Here is a 20056-nt window from a genome sequence, read left to right as displayed (position 1 = left end):
GATACGTCCTTGTATCCCTACCAAACGAGCGACATCCATGTCGCAGGTCATGTGATTTGATTTAGTCTTTGAAAATGTTTTCATAAAAATAATAAAAACTATCTGTCTTTTTAAATCGAGCAATTTGAGTAGATCCTGGATAAAGAGGAGAGGAGACTTCCTTTAAAAAATCGAAACTTATAAATTCCATATTTGGATTTTCAATATCAAACTCGAAGTTTGGGGTATCTTGATTGGTGTTTATTGCGTAAAGGTCATCTATTAGATGAAGAAGATGGTTGTTTATCCTGGTTATTATATAAGTGTATTTATCGAATTCAGATTTCGAGATAGCTTTATCTTTTAAAAGTTTAGCTGCTCTAAAAATCATTCGAGCTTGCTTTTCTAAATAAGTCTGGTCAAGAATTCCTAGAATTTCAAAACCTAATTCAGTGTTGTTTTTATCTTTAAAGAATTTTTCTATAAAGTCTCGATCAGTATTTTTAGCTTCTTGAATAAAGGCTAATAATTGTCGTTGATCTTTTGCAGTCTTATAGTTTGATATCGCTTTTGTTAATCCTAGCACTACTGAGGCAACAGGAACTGATTTAGCTAAATCTTCAACGAATGTTGTTGCTGATTTAAAAATTAATTCATCAGCAATATTTTCTGCAGTTGATAAGGCGATTTCATTGATATTTTGTTTATTAGACACAGCTCATCTTTCTTGCAGGTAATTATGAATGAAAAGATCATAACTAAACTTTTAAATCTTTAAAATAATCAGATTCAGCAATTTACCTGACGAGTAACTATACAAAACGGCTTCAATCAGCCGTTTTGTATTACCAAGATTCATTTAAGGCGATAACGGTTCCTGCTGTTCCGGAACAGGCATTGGTGCTGATTCTTCCTTTTGATTATAAGGATTTTCCAGTTCCAGAGTTTGATCAAGTTCAGAATCAAAAACATCAGTCAGCATACTGTCATACCGTTTCGCATTATAGGTTGTCAGTTTTGCAGCTTCCTCTTGAGTCACAAAGTTGATTGCGACAGCATCTGCTAGACGTTCAGTAAAAGTTAAACCTTTAAATTGACCTTTAGATTCTGCTTTTTTGAACTTATTCCACAGCGGTTCTAACTCAAGCAGCATGCTAAAAGTTGATTCCATACGGCCGGTCACATCATCCGCTGCGGTGGTATAAAACACGTGTTTTTTCAGTTCATCACGAAATGCATGGTTCTGCATAATCAGCTCGCCAGCCTTACGTTTTAATGCATCACTTGGTTTTTTCACTGGTCGGCCAAACGGGAAGCAGATGAATTTGATCAGGCCAGCCGCAATACTAACCGGGAAGTTTTCAAACAGACCATAGAACGCTTCCTGCGCATTATAAAGTGATTTTTCCAGTGCCAGTTGGGCATGCACCTGTTCAGCCTCGGTCTTGTTACCGTGTGCATAATATTTCAGAATTGCAGTACTGATAAACAGGTGCGCATGTATGTCTGCCAGACGACCGGATAACATTTCCTTGCGTTTAATATCACCCGCAAGCAGACCTAAGCACATATCGGCAGTCACTGAAAAATCAGCACTTAAACGGTTAATGATTTTGTAATAGGGACGGGTAAAATCATCGACATTTTTCGGTGCATCGGATGATCCGCCCACATAGCCATAGGCAAATGCACGTGCCGTCCGGTTAAAGGTATAGCCTAAGTGTTTAAACAGCATGTCGTTAAAAGTGGTCAAGGCTGTATTTTTATCTTCAGCTTGTAGCAGTTGTAATTCCTCAAACAGATAGGGATGGCAACGCATTGAACCCTGACCAAAAATCATCAGTGAACGACTGAGGATATTGGCACCTTCAACGGTAATAGAGACAGGAATAGCCAGATAGTACAGGGCCAGAAAATTACGAGGACCAAGCTGGACGGCACGACCACCGACCACATCCATGCCATGATTGACCACGCGGCGCATGGTTTCGGTGGCATAGTATTTGGCCATGGCAGTCATGACCGCAGGTTTTCCGCCTTGATTAAGTCCACAAGTCACAAGGTAACGAAAGGCTTCCAGCATATACGTATCACTGGCAATATCACTGGTGGCTTCCTGTACCCCTTCAAACTGACCAATAGAGATTTTAAATTGTTGACGGATTTTGGCAAAAGCACCTACAGATAGATAGGTCATTTCACTGGCCGCAGTTGAAAGCGCTGGCAGGGAAATACCACGACCGACTGCCAGACATTCCATCAACATGCGCCAGCCTTTACCAATATTTTCAGCACCGCCAATAATCCAGTCCAATGGAATAAACACATCCTTACCATCTACTGTTCCATTCATAAAAGGAGAGCCCGGATTGTGCCGTGCACCTATTTTGACACCTTCATGATCGGCAGGAATCAGGGCGCAGGTAATGCCATATTCCACCTTGTTTTTATCACCAAGCAATCCATCTGGATCATATAGTTTGAAAGCCAGTCCAATCACGGTCGCAATAGGCGCAAGGGTAATCCAGCGTTTGGAAAAATTCATGCGCAGGCCAAGCACTTGCTGACCTTCAAATTCGCCATAACAGACCACGCCGGTATCTGGAATGGCACCTGCATCAGAACCAGCTTCCGGACTGGTCAGGCCAAAACAGGGAATCTCTTCACCCTTTGCCAAACCCGGTAAATAACGATTTTTTTGTTCTTCGGTTCCATAATGCAGCAATAGCTCACCCGGACCTAAGGAATTTGGCACCATACAGCTGACCGCTGCGGTTAAAGAACGGGAAGCAATTTTGCTCATAATGCGGCTTTGCGCAAATGAACTAAATTCACGGCCACCATATTCTTTGGGAATAATCAGCCCCAAAAAGCCATTTTCGCGAATGTAGGCCCATGCTTCTGGCGGTAAATGTTTGTAATGATGGTGAATATTCCAGTCATTCAACATGTTGCACAGCTGTTCAACTTCATGATCTAAAAATGACTGTTCTTCTTCTGAAAGGGTGGGATAAGGATAATTCTCAAATTTAGACCAGTCCGGTGCGCCCATAAACAGGTCTTTTTCCCACCAGCTGGTACCTGCATCTAAAGCCTCCCGTTCTGTTTCGCTCATGCTGGGCATGGCATTGGCAAGGGTCTTAAAGGCCGGTTTGGTGATGAATGTCATACGTAATGAATCAATTATCACCATCAGACTGAGTAGAATCAGTGGAATACCGATAATGAGTGACCAGGGACTAATAAATGCAGTAATGATGGCCACAATAATGACAGTCATGGCCCCCATATTGCGGCCGAGTCCAAAAAAGAAAACTGCCCAGAGGGTGAAGAATTGAATAAGCACACTGATGATGAATAACATTGTTTTTCTCCAGTTGCCTACACCAGTACAAAGTCAGAGAAACAGTAAATAGAACCTAAAATATCCAGACTGCATGTTGAACTGTTTTGATGAAATGGCTGCTACTGTGATGACTGTTGGTGTAATGAAAGTATTGTTGTAAAAGCCAAAATGAAAGGTAAAAAATGTCTTGAACTTGAAGCGATAAAGTTGAATATTGTTTTAAACTAGAGTGTTTTTTGAACAATGTAAAAGATTGAACTGTCAGAGAAATGTCACGAAAAGTAATATGGGCTTGTATTTAAAATGGTTTTAATTTTCATGCATTGTGAAAAATAGAATGAAAAGCAGTAGAGACACCATATAGCGAAGTACTAAGATATTTGTATCTGAATTTTATGTATGCAGCATATGTTAAAACTGATCTATTACGTGCCAGAGTCACATCTTGAATTAACCAAACTCGCTGTATTTGAAGCAGGTGCAGGCGGTATAGGCAATTATGAGCATTGTGCCTGGCAGGTTCTGGGTACGGGACAGTTTAAACCCGTAAAAGGGGCTAATCCATTTATTGGAGAATTGGACACTTTAGAGCAAATACCAGAATGGCGTGTGGAAACCATTGTGCCTGAAGATCAAGCATCGGCTGTAGCAAAAGCGCTTAAGGCCAGTCATCCTTATGAAGAGCCTGCGTTTGAGTTTATTCAGATGGTAGATATAAATTATTGACGCTATTTGATTTGGTAAAGGGTGACATTCATGTCACCCTTTAGTCAGAGGTTAGGGGATGAATCTTCTAGCTAGAAAAGGGCTGATGCTTCACATTGAGGATTAATTAATAGATCATTGATAAAAACGGAAACCAAACAAAAATGGCTTATATTTTCTATTGATTTTTTTAAAAATACCGAATTTTAGTTATATGCCACAATAAAAGGAGATGCTTTAATTATTGATTAATGCTTGAATTTTCGTGAGATTAATCATGAACAAATGCTATAGAGTCGTTTGGAATAATAAAATGCACTGCTGGCAAGCAGTATCAGAATTAGCAAAAAGCCATTCTGGCAATGGAACTGCTTCAGACACAAATAAAAAAAGGGTTAAAGTGCTGATGCATTGTACTTTAAGCGCCATTTTACTCAGCTTAAGTAGTAGTATTTTTGCTGCCATGAATGAGTCAACTTTGCCAACAGGCCATCAGGTGACTTCTGGCAGTGCAGATTTTACCCAAACAGGTAATACGCTAAATATTAATCAGCATAGTCAAAATCTTTCTACCAATTGGAACACTTTTAATATTGGTCGTAATGCGACGGTTAATTTTAATCAGCAGAATCAATCTTCGGTCGCATTAAATCGTGTGCTAGATAACAACGCGAGTCAAATTATGGGCCGGCTCAATGCGAACGGTCAGGTTTTTCTGATTAACCCCAATGGCGTGATTTTCTCTAAAACCGCGCAAGTCAATGTGGGCGGTATGGTTGCTTCAACCTTAGACTTGCAAGAACACGATTTATTGCAAGGCAAGTTTGCTTTTGCAGCTAAGGGTGAAAATGGCGCAGTTGAAAATCATGGTGATATTCAGGTCGCAAATGGCGGAACGGTTGCACTCATTGCACCTATTGTTAAAAATACAGGTTCCATTACTGCACTTAATGGTCAGGTCGAATTAACGGCAGCAGATAAAGTGCGTGTCAGTCTGCAAAATGGAAAACTCGTAAGCTATGACATAGACCAAGGAACATTACAGGGCTTGGTTGATAATGGCGGTGCTATTATTGCAGATAATGGTGTTGTGCATTTGACCGCAGTTGCAGAAAAACAGCTGGGCAGAGCAGTGGTGAACCATACGGGCTATATTCAGGCAAACCGTTTGGAAACCAATGCCAAAGGTGAAATTGTACTGTTAGGTGATATGTCTAAGGGTGCGGTAAACATTTCTGGCAGCTTAGTCACTGAAGGGAAAAATGGTCAAAATGGCGGTTTTATTGAAACCTCTGCTGCCAGTGTAAATATTGCTGACCTAGCGCAGGTAAGTACAAAGGCGAGTGCAGATGGCAAAACGGGAACATGGCTGATCGATCCGGTAGATTTTGTGGTTGCTGCTAAAAACGGAAACATGACCGGTACAGCACTGAATGCTGCACTAAAAAATACCGATGTAACGATTCAAACCACAGAAACACAGGCGACAGTCTCGAACAATTCTTCCCTGACCCAGAACAACAGCGCCGGGAAAGGCGATATTTTAGTGAATGACGCCGTTCAATGGGACAGTGGAAAAACACTGACACTGGATGCCTATAACAATATTTATATCAATAATGTCATAGATGCCAGTCAGGGTGATGGCGGAAAACTGGTACTGAAATACGGACAGCAAAGTACTGATGGCAGTAATGATACCGTTTATAGTGCTATTCATGATCAGACCATGCCAACCTATGCGGACTATTTTATACAAGCACCGGTGCATTTACAGCAAGGGTTAAATTTCAGTACACAACGTGGCTCGGATGTTGCAAATTTAAAAGAATTTCAAGTCATTACTGATGTGACAGCTTTGCAGGCAATGAAAGATGATTTGGTTGGAAACTACGCACTAGGCACTAATCTTGATGCAAGCAGTATCGCTAATTTTTCACCGATTGGCACCCTGATTGAAGGTAGTGGGCCAAATGCAGGAAACAGTCCGTTTACAGGATTGTTTGATGGTTTAGGTCATGTGATTGAAAATCTGAAAATCGATAAGCAGGGCTACCAAGGACAAGGCAGCTATGTTGGCTTATTTGGAAAGATTGATGATGCGGATATCCGCAATGTAGGTTTAATCAATGCACAGATTCAAGGTGGTGAGTCAGTAGGTGGACTCATTGGTAGTATGAGTAATTCAAAGCTCAGCAACAGTTTTGTACAAGGGAGTGTGACGGGGCGCTATGCTGTAGGAGGCTTGGTTGGCGCTGGTTATTACAGCACTGTCGATCAGGTTTATAGCACTGCTCAGGTGAATAGTGAAAATGGCCCAAGTGTACTGATTGGAGATAATTGGGGATCTTCCATAAGCAATGGTTATTTCACTCAGGCAGATGGTGATATAACAGTCTGGAATGATGCCGGAGCGGAAAGCACCTTAACAGACAGTCAGACTAAATCAAAACAAAACTACCTGGATTTAGGTTGGAATATTAGTGATATAGCGGGTAGTGGTGCAGCATGGAGGATTTATGAAGGTCAGACAGGGCCATTACTGCGAGCATTTTTAACGCCATTGGCAGTTAAAGCAGATGACTATCACACTGTATATAATGGTTCAAATCAAAACAGCAGCAGTTATGCCAACTCTGTACAGAATGCCGATACTTCAAAGATAAAGGGAAATGCTGTTTATGAAGGCGGTGGCAAAAATGCAGGTGTTCATAAGTCACAATTGAGCGGGTTGTATTCTGTACAAAATGGATATGATCTTGCATTTGAAGAGGCTGATGTCAAAATTGATAAGGCCACTATCAGTAATATCACCGGAATTAGCGCAAATAATAAGACGTATGACGGGACAAATTTAGCGATACTGAATACAGCCAATGCTGTTTTTGATGGTCTCTTGCAGGGAGATCAGCTCGGTGTTATCGGGCAAGGGATATTTTCTGATGCTGCTGTGGGCAACAATAAACAAGTCAATATTCAAAATCTGGTGTTGACAGGTGACGCTGCACAAAACTATCAGTTAGCTAATTTACAGCTTAGCGCACAGGCCAATATTACTGCGGTTAGCAGTGCAAATAGAAGTGATTTGGCAACGCCAGCCAGCACGCCTAATATGAATAATATAGCTGCGATTTCGCCAATAAATGTGGCTGGAATGGATATTGAAAGTGCGTTAATTGCTGTTCAAACTCAAAGAGCGAACTTATTGGAAAGTCAGCTTCGAGATCAGATTGCGGGAGTGCAGGCTAAAAATGAGCAAATTGGCAAACTCAATACGACATTGAATAGCTTGCAAGCTTTATTGGCGATATTTTCAACAACACAAAACTCTATCCAGCTTACTGCCGGATCAAATATCGACAGGCTATTCCAGAAGCTAAAAGTTGATGCTCAAGCTGCTGGTGTAGATATTAGAAGCTTATTGAAAGGCAATATTTTAAATAAAGCAGATATAGAGGCATTGCAAAAAGGAATTAAAGGTCAAATAGAATCAGCGTCAAACTCCCAGCAAATGGACATGCTCCGCTTGCAGAGTTTGTCTAATAAGCGCAATGAAGCCTTTGATGCTATAACGAATTTCATTAAGAAAATGCAGGACAGCCGAAGTTCTATTATTGGCAATATGCGTAATGTTGCTCAACCACCAGCCGTTCCTGTCATGAGCAATAATGGAAATTCATCTGTTCCAGCTGCTGCAAGTACTGCGCTTCCAGCAAGTGTTTTACCTTCTGCAAGTGCAGGAGGGAATCCGAGTCTTCCACAGTCCTTAGATACTTCAAATACGAATAATGCTAATAACGCAGCAGTTCCACCTTTATCTGGATCTTCTGCATCTGGGTTATCCGTACAAGTTATTGATGGTCTAATACAACTATCTCATTCTAGTGGTGCCCTTAATTTATCACCAACACAGATGCCACCTCCAATTATCGTTCCTGTGAATCCAGGAATTGAGTTTAAACCACCTGCTAGTTTTGGACTTCCAGCAGGTATGCCTCCTGGTACTGTGAATCCAGCAAGTATTTTACCTTCTGCAAGTACGGGGGGAACTCAGAGTCTTCCACTGCCTTTAGATACTTCAAATACGAATAATGCTAATAACGCAGAGAGTCCAGCTGGAATAGCTTCTAATACTGGCAGCTCTAATAATAGTGCGAATCGGCCAAAGACTTCTGCTGATTTTAGTGATTTGAAAGATCTGGATGCTGCGACAAAGGCAAAGTTTGATGCATTAATATCTGCTGGGGTTTTTGAGGGAGTCAGTGGCAATGCCTTGGGTTCTGATGAGATGAATCGAGCGCAATTTCCCAAAGTGGCTGCATTAATTTTTGGATTAGTAGATAACAACCCATCAAATCCTTCAAGCTTTCAGGATGTGCCTGCTAATGGATATGCACTGCCATATATAGAAGCGATAAAAAAAGCTGGATTAATTGATGGTACTGGAGCGTTTAATCCTTCTGGAAATATAACAAAAGAGCAATTGGCTACATTGCTGGCCAAGCTTCCAAATTCGAATAGGGGCTTAGCTTCAGCCGATGCATCAAAGCCGTCCACTTCAGGCATGAACAGCTCAGATATAGAACAATTGAAAATGCTCTTAAATCAAATTAATTCAAGCAGTAATGGATCAGCAGCAGCTAAGCAAGCGGCGCTTGAAAAATTGAAACAAGCCACTCCTGCAAAATGAAATTGAGCTATAAGGACACATGATATAGGCCCCATTTCGGCAGCACAGCGATTTAAATCATTGACTGCGCGGCGGAAGGGGCTGAGGTTTTGCAGAGGGTGAAATTACTGAAAAGTTAACTTTGAATTTCAGTAAGGATGCTCAGAAATCGACATTGGTATATAGCCTTTTCTATAAATGAAATAACGGTCTATTTTAAGATTAAATATTGGGGTTGAAATGAATAAAAATTTAATGGCGATTGCTGGTTCTAAGACGTTACTTTTATGCAGTTTAATCGCAACAGGGCAGCTTTGCTTTGCAGAAAATATCCCAAATGCAGGTCAATTATTGCAGGAAGTAAAAAGCCCGCAGATTCAGCCTGCACAAGAAAATAAAGTTCCGGAAGCATCTGAGCCGCGACATTCTGTTCATGGGGAGCAGCAAGTGTTTGTTCGCCAATTTGAGATTCAGGGCAATACGCAGTTTTCTGAATTAATACTTCGCCAACAAATTCAAGCTTATGAAGGCAAGCAGCTGACATTGACGGAATTGCAGCAAGCAGCAAACACGGTCAGTGATTATTATGCACAAAATGGCTATAGCTACAGCTATGCATTTTTGCCGGCCCAAACGTTGAATGGTGGGATTGTTACCCTTCAGGTCGTAGAAGCGCAATTGAATGGCGTGCATTTAAGCAATGCATCTAATACCCAGCCGTGGCTGCTAAATCAAATAATTGCACCGTTGCAAAATAAACAGTTATTGAGTGATGGTTCTATTGATGAAATATCATCACGCTTGAACCGGCTAAATGGGGTGAAAAATAATTTATCTTTTACTTCTGGACTGTCACAAAATGAAACTTTGCTAAATGTCGAGCTGGTTCCGGCACAAAAATATCAGGCATATTTAGGTGCAGATAATTTTGGTAGTAAATATACGGGTGAAGTCCGCGGTACAGGCGGTATACGTGTAAACAGTCTATTGGGGCTGGGAGATCAGCTGTCATTGGATGCAATGAGCAGCGGTCAGCGAATGAACTATGGAAAAATTGGTTATTCAGCATTGGTACATGGTTCAGGAACACAGGTAGGGGCAAGCTATTCATATTTAGAATATGAATTAGGTCAAGATTTAAAAGATTTAGGCTATGAAGGCAATGCTAAAGAAACCTCCGTTTGGTTGCAGCAGCCGGTGATGCAAAGTTCAAAACAGCAAACCATGCTGTCCTTAAATTTTAGTCATAAACAGCTTGAAGATGATGTGGAAATTACACAAAACTTTAATCACCGCAATATTAACAGCATGCAGCTAGGCTTAAATCATTCATCCTATGATTCAATGGGCGGTGCGGGTTTTAATGAGCTTGCAGTAATGAGTTCATTTGGACATTTAGACATTAAAGATGATGCTGTCAAAGCTGCAGATGCACTTTCGCGTCAATCTAATGGTGACTATTTGAGTGTATTTCTGAAAGCATCGCGCCTGCAAAGCCTTATGAAGAGTAATGAATTATTTGCATCTGTTGAAGGTTTTTATAGTCCTGATAATCTGGACAGTTCTGAAGCTTACTATGTGGGTGGTTCAAACTTCATGCGGGGCTATAAAAGCAGTCTGTTTTCTGCATCGCAAAGTTTGGCATCAAGTTTGGAATTAAGGCAGGATTTATGGTCAAATGCGCAAAATCGGCTAAACGGAAAACTATTTCTTGATATGGCTAAATTAAAGTTGAATGCTCAGACATGGGTAGGTTCTACTGAAAAGAACACCGTATCGCTGAGAAGTGCGGGCATAGGCCTCAGCTGGGACAATCGTTATGCAGGCAGCATTCAAGCTACATTCGGGTTCCCTTTAGGTGACAAGCCTGTACAAATGAATAATCGTGATGATTATCAAGTATGGCTAAATTGGCAGAAAACTTTTTAATTGAAGAATAAGTTTTATGTTGCCAATTGCTTAAAATTTCCAAAGATTAAGTATTCAAAGAATGTCTTTTATGCTTGTTCCATTGTCAACCAAGATGCAATCTCTTGGTTAGACTAATGGTACGTCCATATGCCATAGTCTAATGGGCGACATCCATGTCGCCTTGCACGTATCAAATACTGTATGAGTGGGAGAATGATTAAACCTTCTGAACAAACAGCTCACGGTCAAAACGATACTGCGGGAAGAACACGCCGTCTTTAGCTCGTTCACCTGCACCAATCAATTTAGAATCCTTCTTTATATTCCTATCTAAATTTGATGTTAATCGCCATATAGCATAGTCTTTATCAGACATTCCTTTGGGTTGTGCTAAATCATAAATACTATATGCATAGGCTCCAGCACTATAATCGAACATTGGGCGATCATTAACAAAATGGTACCATCTTAAACGATTCGTACTTGCATTCAGAAATACAGATTCCCGTCAGTCAATAAATTTACTTTGATCACCAGAAACCATTGGTGCAGTGTATTCATTCTCATCCACAAACTGAGTTGCTAGCGCAATCCGTCTCGCATTATCCGAATCAATTCCTGCGGTTATCGCTAAGAAGTAAGTCATATAATAATGCATATCGGTTTGATACAGACCATAAGGGTCAACCTTATTTAACGGATTATTAGCTACATACAAATATGGATTTAAACCATCTACAGTTCCCATTGGGTCAGGGGTTAAATAACGCCCAATAGTTGGATCATACTGACGATAACCATTGTCATATAAACTTGTAATTGGATCTTCATTTTGCCCAGGCAAACGAATCGAAATCGCATAACGTAAATCATCCATAGACTGAGAAATTGGTAAATTTTGATTCACCCTAATGAGTTTAGCTTCATCACTATGTGTACTTACCGTATTTAAGCGTTCCCTAAACGCAGAATAATGTTTTCCAGCGAGAACTATTGTCTTCATCAAACACTTGAATCGGCGCACCAATACGATTGAACTGAACCGCATTAAACGAAGCAGAAGCAGATTCTAAATTTCCATTCAATTTTTGTGTTGCGATCTGACTAAACTGCATGATAGGTAAACCAGCCAACATCACATAATCACGATCAACCACAACATCTTGAATATCAGGTGAATGAATATCGGAAACTTGTTCATTCGCCATACCTAAGCGTTGTTGCTCCCATACGCGAAGCCCATTGAGTAGCTATTACGTGAGAAAACTCACGTTGCTGACGAGAGGTATTAAATGCTACAGCACGTTTTGAAACCATATTTTGCTTATCTATCAAAATACTAATCCACTGTACGATTATTCCTTCACAATCTCACCCTTACGATTCATGGTGACATTACCTGCAAATTTATCGGGATTGATCACATTGCCATAACCATTGAAATTTTCAGGTTTAATTTCATTGCCTTTTTCGTCAACAATAGAACTCCATTGATCCATGAGAATAGGAACTTTAAATCCATTAAATGTATTGTTAGTTATACGGACTCGAGGGGAGTGGTCTAAAACGATGGCATAGGCTTGGTCATTCTTTTGAGTGAGGGTAAAGGTGTTGCCATCTATGATGGTATCAGGTGAGAATTTGATGTATAGAGCATTAGGAATAGCTGTTTGTTCATCCCATTGATCTGGAAAAATTTGTACTGAAATTGAATTATATTTGGATAAATTTTGTGGAGTTAATGGAAAAAGTGTTTTTTTATTTTTTAAATTTGCTTTTGTTATAATCGTGTTATTTTTTATTGTAACTTTTGAACCATCAATATTAATTGAGTTGTTAATAACTAAGCTTGAATTTATAATTATGCTATTCCATGATTTAATATTTAAATTATTTACATGCATGTTTAGTTGATTTAATATATTATTTTCAATTTTTTTGGGAAAATTGCAATTTTTACCTGAATATCTTTTGCAATTAAAATCATTGTTAGCATATAGGTAGTAATTTTTTATTAAATCTTTATTTATGGAAGAATCAATATTTAAATTATTCTTTTGATTTTTTTGTGAAAAATTAGGTGGGAAGTAATCAGGCTCACCAAGCATTAAGTTCCCATTTAAAATAATTCCATTAGATATTTGACTATTATTAGCCTCAATAAATAATATCGAATTTGGTGTGTTTGAAAAGTCCCAAATATGTTTATTTAAATTTAATTTTATTTCATCAAGAGAAATATTGTTATTAATACTTTCCTTATGTCGCATATCTGCATGACCACCACTAACAATAGTAGCAATTAATTCTGTAAACTGCCCTTCTTTTTTGGTAACTTTTGAAGAGTAGTCGTATGTGGCGCAAACAGTCGAAGGTGAATTTGTACATTTGGGGTAAATAATTTCAAATTCTTTATCTTTTGCATTAGAGCATGCACAAATTGAGAATGTAAAAAATAGATTAATAAATTTTTTCATAAAAATCCTAAGGTAAATATAGTGAAAATTATAAAATTAATATTTTATAATTTTCACTACTTTAATCTTTAAATATATTAAATATTATGGATGTTAGATTGATTATTTTCTAGGTGGTGTACCATTTACTAAAAATGGTTGCTTGTCAAATAAACTTAATATGCCTTTTTCTTTTAAATTGTAATTTCTTACTAGTTTTTCAATATTTTTTTCATTATCTTGGGATTCATAGTTTTTTACAGCTGTATCCCAAATGACATTGGTAAATATCTTTTTTTGATCAAGTGAATTGATATATTTTTACAATCGTATTTTTATTCCCTCACAATCTCACCCTTACGATTCATGGTGACATTACCTGCGAATTTATCAGGGTTAATTACATTGCCATAACCAGTGAAATTTTCAGGTTTAATTTCATTTCCTTTTTCGTCAACAATAGAACTCCATTGATCCATGAGAATAGGGATATTAAACCCGTTAAAAGTATTATTGGTAATACGCACACGAGGGGAGTGGTCTAATACAATGGCGTAGGCTTGATCGTTCTTTTTGGTAAGAGTGAAGGTGCTTCCATCTATGATTGTGTCAGGAGAGAATTTGATGTATGTCACGGTAGAAATAGCTGTTTTATCATCATTTTCATCTGGGAAAATTTGCTGTGAATGAGTGATTAAATTAGATTTTTTAATCTGGATTAAATGGAATATCGAGTTCTCAGCTTTCAACTCTGCATCTGATATGATTTTATTATTTATAATAGTAGCTTTTGAACCATAAATATTAATTCTATTTTTAAGTATTAATTGTGAGTTAAGTATTCCACCTCCCCATGATTGTAGTGTTAAATCATTTGCTTTATTTTTTATATTTTTAATAAACATATTTTCTCTTTTTTTCAATCTTTGAGCATTTTCTAATATTTTTAATTGATCACTATTGCATGGGACATAGGTACCTTTTTTACAGTCATATAAGTTATCAGCATATAAAAAACCATATTTTATAATTTCAGAGTTTGTATTTTTACCTACACTAGAACTATTAACTTGCTCTCCTGTTGTAAAATTAGGAGTGAAATAGCCATTATCTCCTAAAATTATATCCACATTTAGAATAATACCATTTGTTATAGCACTATCATTTCCTTGCAGTACTAAACTTGGATTGTTTTGCTCAGAAAAATCCCATACATGCCTTTTCATGTCCAATTCTTTATTCTTAAACTCCTCTAAACCACCTTCTTGGTCAATAGGACCTTTATAGCCTGAACTTCCCTCAGCCGCTAAAAATCCAAACCAATCCTTTTTTCGTTTTCGTGGCTTTTGGGCAATAAAATCACGTGTAGCACATACTTTCGTTATTTTAGAATTGTTTAAAATACTTGTGCCACAATTTGGAAAATCCCATTCCATTTCTACTCTTTCAGCTTTACTACTACAACTTGATATTAAAATAGTTGAAATAATTAATAAATATATTTTCATAAGTGATTGCTCATTGTATTGGTGGTTTACCTTTTACAACAAAAGGGCTGCTTCCTTTATATATTTGATTGCCCATTGTAAGTAGTTTGTAATTCCTAACAGCTTCTATTAATGCTGAACTTTCTCCATCATGAGACATATATTTTGAAACTGAAGTTTCCCAAATTAAGTGGCTGTATTTCGCTATATCTTGTTTTGTTAATTTTTCAAAGACTCCAATTCGATTGGTGATTGCTTGTGGAACAGAATAACCATCTTTACCACTAAAGTAAGCTTTGCCAACTGGATTTATGAGTTCAAATGGAGAGTTCTGTTTTGTTTTATATCCCCAGCTTGTTTTTATTGGAGCAGTTTTAATTAAATCATTTTTTTTCGTTACATAGTTATAGGCATAAATATTTTGAGTCGTAGACTTTCCATTAAGAAGTGATTCTAAATATGTAATTTTCTCATTAATGCTATCCAATGATCCTTTGTCAATATCATGGTTCAAATTTTCTGGTATCGCATTATAGACAGCTAAATATGGCTTTAATACATTCCACGATACAATTTTAACTTGACTATCAGGGATTTTTAAGATGTTTCTCCTATAATCTAAAAGTTTTTGGTAGACTTGCTGTTGTTCGATAATTGACCTAGTTTCATTTACTAGCCATGCGCCATAACCTAAGACGTTTGTTGGAAGTTCAATATAACCGTAATGATTATAAGTATAATCTGGATTAGAGCCATGAGTTCCATGTCCTGCACCTGCTTTTACCGCAAAAGGCTCATTATCTTGGTTCCGATGTGCAAAGGTATCTTCAAAAGCATGTAAATATTCTCCAAAAAATTGCATGCTTAAATTGAGATTATTACACTTTTTAGCTTGTTCATAATTTTCAACTAAATATCCTAATTGTTCTATTCCATTGACATTGGATGTAAGCCTCCAAGTTTGATAAGACAGTGTACTTTTTGATTTTTTCCATGCATTTTCGTCAAAATCCCAATTTCCTAATGCCAGACCTTGAAGTGGCTTAGTTATGATTGAACGACTATTTGTAAAATGATAGTACTCTAATCGTTCTGTTAAAAAGTTTTTAGCTAAACTAGGCGCCCATCCAGCTTCATCATCATAAGGGCTGGTATTATCATTTGTATCCACAAACTGAGTTGCTAGTGCAATCCGCCTCGCATTATCCGAATCAATTCCTGCTGTAATCGCTAAGAAATAAGTCATATAATAATGCATATCGGTTTGATACAAGCCATAAGGATCAACCTTATTCAACGGATTATTTCCCACATACAAATAAGGATTTAAACCATCTACAGTGCCCATCGGGTCAGGGCTTAAATAACGACCTACAGTTGGATCATACTGACGATAACCATTGTCATACAAGCCAGTAATTGGATCTTCATTTTGCCCAGGCAAACGAATTGAAATCGTATAACGTAAATCATCCATAGACTGAGAAATAGGTAAATTTTGGGTCACTCTAATCAGTTTCGCTTCATCATTATGCGTGCTGATAGTATTTAAACGTTCCCCAAAAGCAGAATAATCCGTTTGCCAGCGGGTATTGTTTTCATCATCAAAAACTTGAGTTGGGGCACCTATACGGTTGAATTGAACCGCATTAAATGAAGCAGAAGCAGATTCTAATTTTCCATTCAATTTTTGTGTTGCGATCTGACTAAACTGCATGATAGGTAAACCAGCCAACATCACATAATCACGATCAACCACGACATCTTGAATTTCAGGTGAATGAATATTGGAAGCCTGTTTACTCATTATACCTTCCTGATCCATCGAAATATTCTGATCGACTGTACAGCTATTCCTTCACAATCTCACCCTTACGATTCATCGTAACATTACCTGAAAATTTATCAGGGTTAATTACATTGCCATAACCAGTGAAATTTTCAGGTTTAATTTCATTGCCTTTTTCGTCAACAATTGAACTCCACTGATCCATCAAAATAGGAACCTTAAACCCATTAAATGTATTGTTGGTAATGCGGACACGAGGGGAGTGGTCTAATACAATCGCATAAGTTTCGTCATTCTTTTGGGTGAGGGTAAAGGTATTACCGTCAATGACTGTATCGGGAGAGAATTTGATATATAAAGTTGAAGGAATAGCTATTTTATCATCATTTTCATCTGGGAAAATTTGCTGTGAATAAGCTAAAAAAATAGATTTATTAATCTGGATTAAAGGGAATATCGAGTTCTCAGCTTTCAACTCTGCATCTGATATGATTTTATTATTTATAATAGTAGCTTTTGAACCATAAATATTAATTCTATTTTTAAGTATTAATTGTGAGTTAAGTATTCCACCTCCCCATGATTGTAAAGTTAAATCGTTTGCTTTATTTTTGATATTTTCAATGAGTACATTTTCTAATAAGTTACGTTCATCACAAGAAGATATTCCTAATTTTTTACAATCATACGTATTATTTGCATATAAAAAACCATCTTGCTCGATATTTAAGTTATTGATTTGTTTTTTTGTAGAAAAATTTGGTGAAAAATAAATATTTGAACCTAAGAGGATATTAGCATTTAGAATAATACCATTTCTTACAATAATGTCATGACCACTGAGTACTAAAGAAGGATTTTTTTGTTTTGAAAAATCCCATGCATGCCCTTGCATATCAAATTCTTTATTTTCAAACCCTAAAACTGCTCCTGTTTTCGATGTCGAAGAACCATAGCCTGCATGCCCAGCACCTACAATGATTTTGATGAACTTCGGTGTGTAATCATTATGTGTTTTAGTTGCTATTAAATCACGAGTGGCACAGACCTTGGGAATAGTTTTTCCATTTAGTTGACTAGTACCACATTCGGGAAATTCATATTGTATACTGTTGCCTAGGTCAGTTTTATCACATGAAGCTAAGGTGATGCACGTTACTAATATAAATATGGTTTTCTTCATTTTGTAGTTCCTTTCGGTGGTGAGCCTAAAACGACTAAAGATTCATATCCAATCGTATTTGGGATAGCTTTAACTACTTTTAGTTGGTATTTCTGCACTGATGTTACTACATCCCCCTTTTCACCATCTTTGGATTCATATTTTTTAACAGAAGTTTCCCAAATCACATTTTGATATTCTTTATATTTATTATTTTTTGCTAAAGTACTTAAAGTTGTAATGCGGTTGGTGATTGCTTGTGGAACACTAAAACCATCTTTACCCGCTCCAAGTGCATTTTTTCCAGTTTCTTCGTCTTTAAAAAACCTAATCAACTCAAAATTACCACCCTGTTTTGGTTTATAACCCCAATTAGGAGCACTTGTACTAGGAAGGTCTCCATGTGGAACATTGGCGGTATATTTATTATTTAATAAGTTCTGTAAATAAGTAATTTTAGTTTTCCATGGCTCTGTTGAGCCTGCCAAATCTGGATTAGAACTTTCTCTAATCGCATTAAAGGATTGTAAATATGGAGATAAAGTATTCCATGAAATCACTTTTGTTTGATTATCGGGAATTTTTAGAATTTCTCTTCTATACTCTAGCAGTTTTGCATACACTGAGGCTTGTTCAATTAATGTTCTTGCTTCATTGTTATTCCAACTACCATGACCTAATATGCCATTTTCATTATGATTAAAAGTAAAATCTGGATTTTCTCCGCCAGATGCATGCCCAGTCCCATTATTTATAGCATATGGATCATTATTTGCATCTCGATGCGCAAAGGTATCTTCAAAGGCATGCAAATATTCTCCAAAAAATTGCATGCTCAAGTTTAAATTATTACAATTAGCTGCTTTCTTATAGTTTTTCACCATGATTTTAAGTTGGGGTATTTGATTAAGATTTGCTGTTAATCTTCTTAATCTATATGTAGTTTCAGTCTCATTTGGTTTCTTTGCGAGATCCCAACTATTGTAATCGTAAGTAGGATTTACACCATTACGAGTATTAACAAAGTGATACCATTCGAGGCGTGTAGTTGTAGCATTATTATATCCAATACTACCATAATTATACCAATGACTTCCTTCAGGTAACGGACTTGTATTGTCATTCACATCTACAAACTGCGTTGCCAATGCAATCCTTCTCGCATTATCTGAATCAATCCCTGCGGTAATAGCAAGAAAATATGTGATGTAATAATGCATATCGGTTTGATACAACCCATAAGGATCAACCTTATTTAACGGATTATTTCCCACATACAAATAAGGATTTAAACCATCTACAGTCCCCATTGGGTCAGGGGTTAAATAACGACCTACACTCGGATCATACTGACGATAACCATTGTCATATAAACCTGTAATTGGATCTTCATTTTGCCCAGGTAAACGAATTGAAATCGTATAACGTAAATCATCCATAGACTGGGAAATAGGTAAATTTTGGGTCACTCTAATCAGTTTCGCTTCATCATTATGCGTGCTGATAGTATTTAAACGTTCCCCAAAAGCAGAATAATCCGTTTGCCAGCGTGTATTATTGTCTTCATCGAACACTTGAATTGGAGCACCAATACGGTTGAATTGAACCGCATTAAATGAAGCAGAAGCAGATTCTAATTTTCCATTCAATTTTTGTGTTGCGATCTGACTAAACTGCATGATAGGTAAACCAGCCAACATCACATAATCACGATCAACCACGACATCTTGAATTTCAGGTGAATGAATATCGGAAACTTGTTCATTCGCCATACCTAAGCGTTGTTGCTCCCATACGCGAAGCCCATTCACATAACCATTTAGCTGTGAAAACTCACGTTGTTGATTTCGAGTGTTGAATGTTATAGCACGTTTGCTAATCATACCTTGCTGATTAAACTGCTGATCCATTGAAATATTTAATCAATTGTTCTATTTTATTCCTTCACAATTTCACCTTTACGATTCAACGTAACATTACCTGAAAATTTATCAGGGTTAATTACATTGCCATAACCAGTGAAATTTTCAGGTTTAATTTCATTGCCTTTTTCGTCGACGATAGAACTCCATTGATCCATCAAAATAGGTACTTTAAACCCGTTAAATGTATTGTTGGTAATGCGGACACGAGGAGAATGGTCTAATACTATAGCGTAAGCTTGATCATTTCTTTGGGTAAGTGTAAATGTATTACTGTCTATGATGGTATCTGGTGAAAATTTGACGTAAAGGGTGCTAGGGATGGCTGTAGTATCGTCATTTGCATCTGGGAATATTTGCTCAGAAACTTCAATAAAAAGTGATTTTCTAGATTTATTTAATACAAAAGGTTTTTTATCTTTAGTAAGATTAGCTTGTGAAATGACTTGGTTTTTTAGAAATTTTGTTTTAGAACCATCAATATAGAAGCTATTTTTTAATACTTAGATTCTCAAATGAAGTGCAACAGAGATTAAATTATTGGAAGGAAGCAAGATGAGCTAGCATTTTGCTTCCGACCGACCAAAGTCAAAGTTGCATCATGAACTATACTCATCTCACTCTAGAAGA

At 37.4% G+C, this 20056-nt stretch carries 15 protein-coding genes and 2 pseudogenes; 5 read left to right on the top strand and 12 right to left on the bottom strand.

Features of this window, described 5'->3' with window-relative positions; translation table 11 throughout:
* Positions 1–61: 61 nt before the first annotated feature.
* Positions 62–694: a hypothetical protein gene (locus FB6_RS08415; protein ID WP_174559577.1), complete on the bottom strand. Its 633-nt coding sequence runs from the start codon at positions 692–694 to the stop codon at positions 62–64.
* Between the two features lie 144 nt (positions 695–838).
* Complete coding sequence (locus FB6_RS08410) at positions 839–3343, bottom strand: acyl-CoA dehydrogenase (RefSeq protein ID WP_174559576.1); 2505 nt, start codon at positions 3341–3343, stop codon at positions 839–841.
* 390 nt (positions 3344–3733) lie between these two features.
* Between FB6_RS08410 and FB6_RS08405 the strand changes: the two genes are divergently transcribed.
* From FB6_RS08405 to FB6_RS08395, 4 genes and pseudogenes are all read left to right on the top strand, one after another.
* On the top strand, positions 3734–4051 hold the full coding sequence (locus FB6_RS08405; protein ID WP_174559608.1) for a Nif3-like dinuclear metal center hexameric protein: 318 nt from the start codon (positions 3734–3736) through the stop codon (positions 4049–4051).
* A 256-nt stretch (positions 4052–4307) separates the two neighbouring features.
* Positions 4308–4421: pseudogene (locus FB6_RS16685) on the top strand (ESPR domain-containing protein); the annotation flags it as partial.
* A 15-nt stretch (positions 4422–4436) separates the two neighbouring features.
* On the top strand, positions 4437–8720 hold the full coding sequence (locus FB6_RS08400; RefSeq protein ID WP_254592216.1) for a two-partner secretion domain-containing protein: 4284 nt from the start codon (positions 4437–4439) through the stop codon (positions 8718–8720).
* A gap of 219 nt (positions 8721–8939) precedes the next feature.
* On the top strand, positions 8940–10628 hold the full coding sequence (locus FB6_RS08395; protein ID WP_254592215.1) for a ShlB/FhaC/HecB family hemolysin secretion/activation protein: 1689 nt from the start codon (positions 8940–8942) through the stop codon (positions 10626–10628).
* A 199-nt stretch (positions 10629–10827) separates the two neighbouring features.
* Here FB6_RS08395 and FB6_RS08390 read toward each other — a convergent pair.
* The 10 genes and pseudogenes from FB6_RS08390 to FB6_RS08345 form a co-directional block, all read right to left on the bottom strand.
* Positions 10828–10914, bottom strand: a pseudogene (locus tag FB6_RS08390) (nitroreductase family protein); the annotation flags it as partial.
* Positions 10915–11118: 204 nt separating this feature from the next.
* The gene (locus FB6_RS08385) at positions 11119–11613 is read right to left on the bottom strand and encodes an RHS repeat-associated core domain-containing protein (RefSeq protein WP_174559574.1); all 495 of its coding nucleotides are present in this window, start codon (positions 11611–11613) and stop codon (positions 11119–11121) included.
* Positions 11570–11818 (bottom strand): hypothetical protein, encoded by a 249-nt coding sequence (locus FB6_RS08380; protein WP_174559573.1) that lies wholly within the window; start codon positions 11816–11818, stop codon positions 11570–11572. Before FB6_RS08380 ends, FB6_RS08385 begins: the two co-directional genes overlap by 44 nt.
* Complete coding sequence (locus FB6_RS08375; protein ID WP_174559572.1) at positions 11808–11945, bottom strand: hypothetical protein; 138 nt, start codon at positions 11943–11945, stop codon at positions 11808–11810. Before FB6_RS08375 ends, FB6_RS08380 begins: the two co-directional genes overlap by 11 nt.
* Before the next feature lie 20 nt (positions 11946–11965).
* Positions 11966–13087 carry a hypothetical protein gene (locus tag FB6_RS08370; protein WP_174559571.1) on the bottom strand — a complete coding sequence of 374 codons (1122 nt, stop codon included), beginning with the start codon at positions 13085–13087 and terminating at the stop codon, positions 11966–11968.
* A 314-nt stretch (positions 13088–13401) separates the two neighbouring features.
* Positions 13402–14574 (bottom strand): hypothetical protein, encoded by a 1173-nt coding sequence (locus FB6_RS08365; protein WP_174559570.1) that lies wholly within the window; start codon positions 14572–14574, stop codon positions 13402–13404.
* 10 nt (positions 14575–14584) lie between these two features.
* Positions 14585–16360 (bottom strand): RHS repeat-associated core domain-containing protein, encoded by a 1776-nt coding sequence (locus FB6_RS08360; RefSeq protein ID WP_217427332.1) that lies wholly within the window; start codon positions 16358–16360, stop codon positions 14585–14587.
* A 43-nt stretch (positions 16361–16403) separates the two neighbouring features.
* Positions 16404–17525, bottom strand: a complete 1122-nt coding sequence (locus FB6_RS08355) for a hypothetical protein (RefSeq protein WP_174559568.1) — start codon at positions 17523–17525, stop codon at positions 16404–16406.
* Positions 17522–19414, bottom strand: a complete 1893-nt coding sequence (locus FB6_RS08350; RefSeq protein WP_174559567.1) for an RHS repeat-associated core domain-containing protein — start codon at positions 19412–19414, stop codon at positions 17522–17524. The genes FB6_RS08355 and FB6_RS08350 overlap by 4 nt, the downstream gene beginning before the upstream one ends.
* A 26-nt stretch (positions 19415–19440) precedes the next feature.
* Entirely contained in the window at positions 19441–19584 is a 144-nt protein-coding gene (locus FB6_RS08345) for a hypothetical protein (RefSeq protein ID WP_174559566.1), read from the bottom strand.
* A gap of 163 nt (positions 19585–19747) precedes the next feature.
* Here FB6_RS08345 and FB6_RS08340 point away from each other — a divergent pair, with 163 nt between their 5' ends.
* On the top strand, positions 19748–19912 hold the full coding sequence (locus FB6_RS08340) for a hypothetical protein (RefSeq protein WP_174559565.1): 165 nt from the start codon (positions 19748–19750) through the stop codon (positions 19910–19912).
* Positions 19913–20056: the final 144 nt, after the last annotated feature.

It is taken from the genome of Acinetobacter bouvetii (assembly GCF_902753875.1).
In the GTDB taxonomy this organism is placed as follows: domain Bacteria; phylum Pseudomonadota; class Gammaproteobacteria; order Pseudomonadales; family Moraxellaceae; genus Acinetobacter; species Acinetobacter bouvetii_A.
This window is presented reverse-complemented; position numbering and strand designations above follow the sequence as displayed.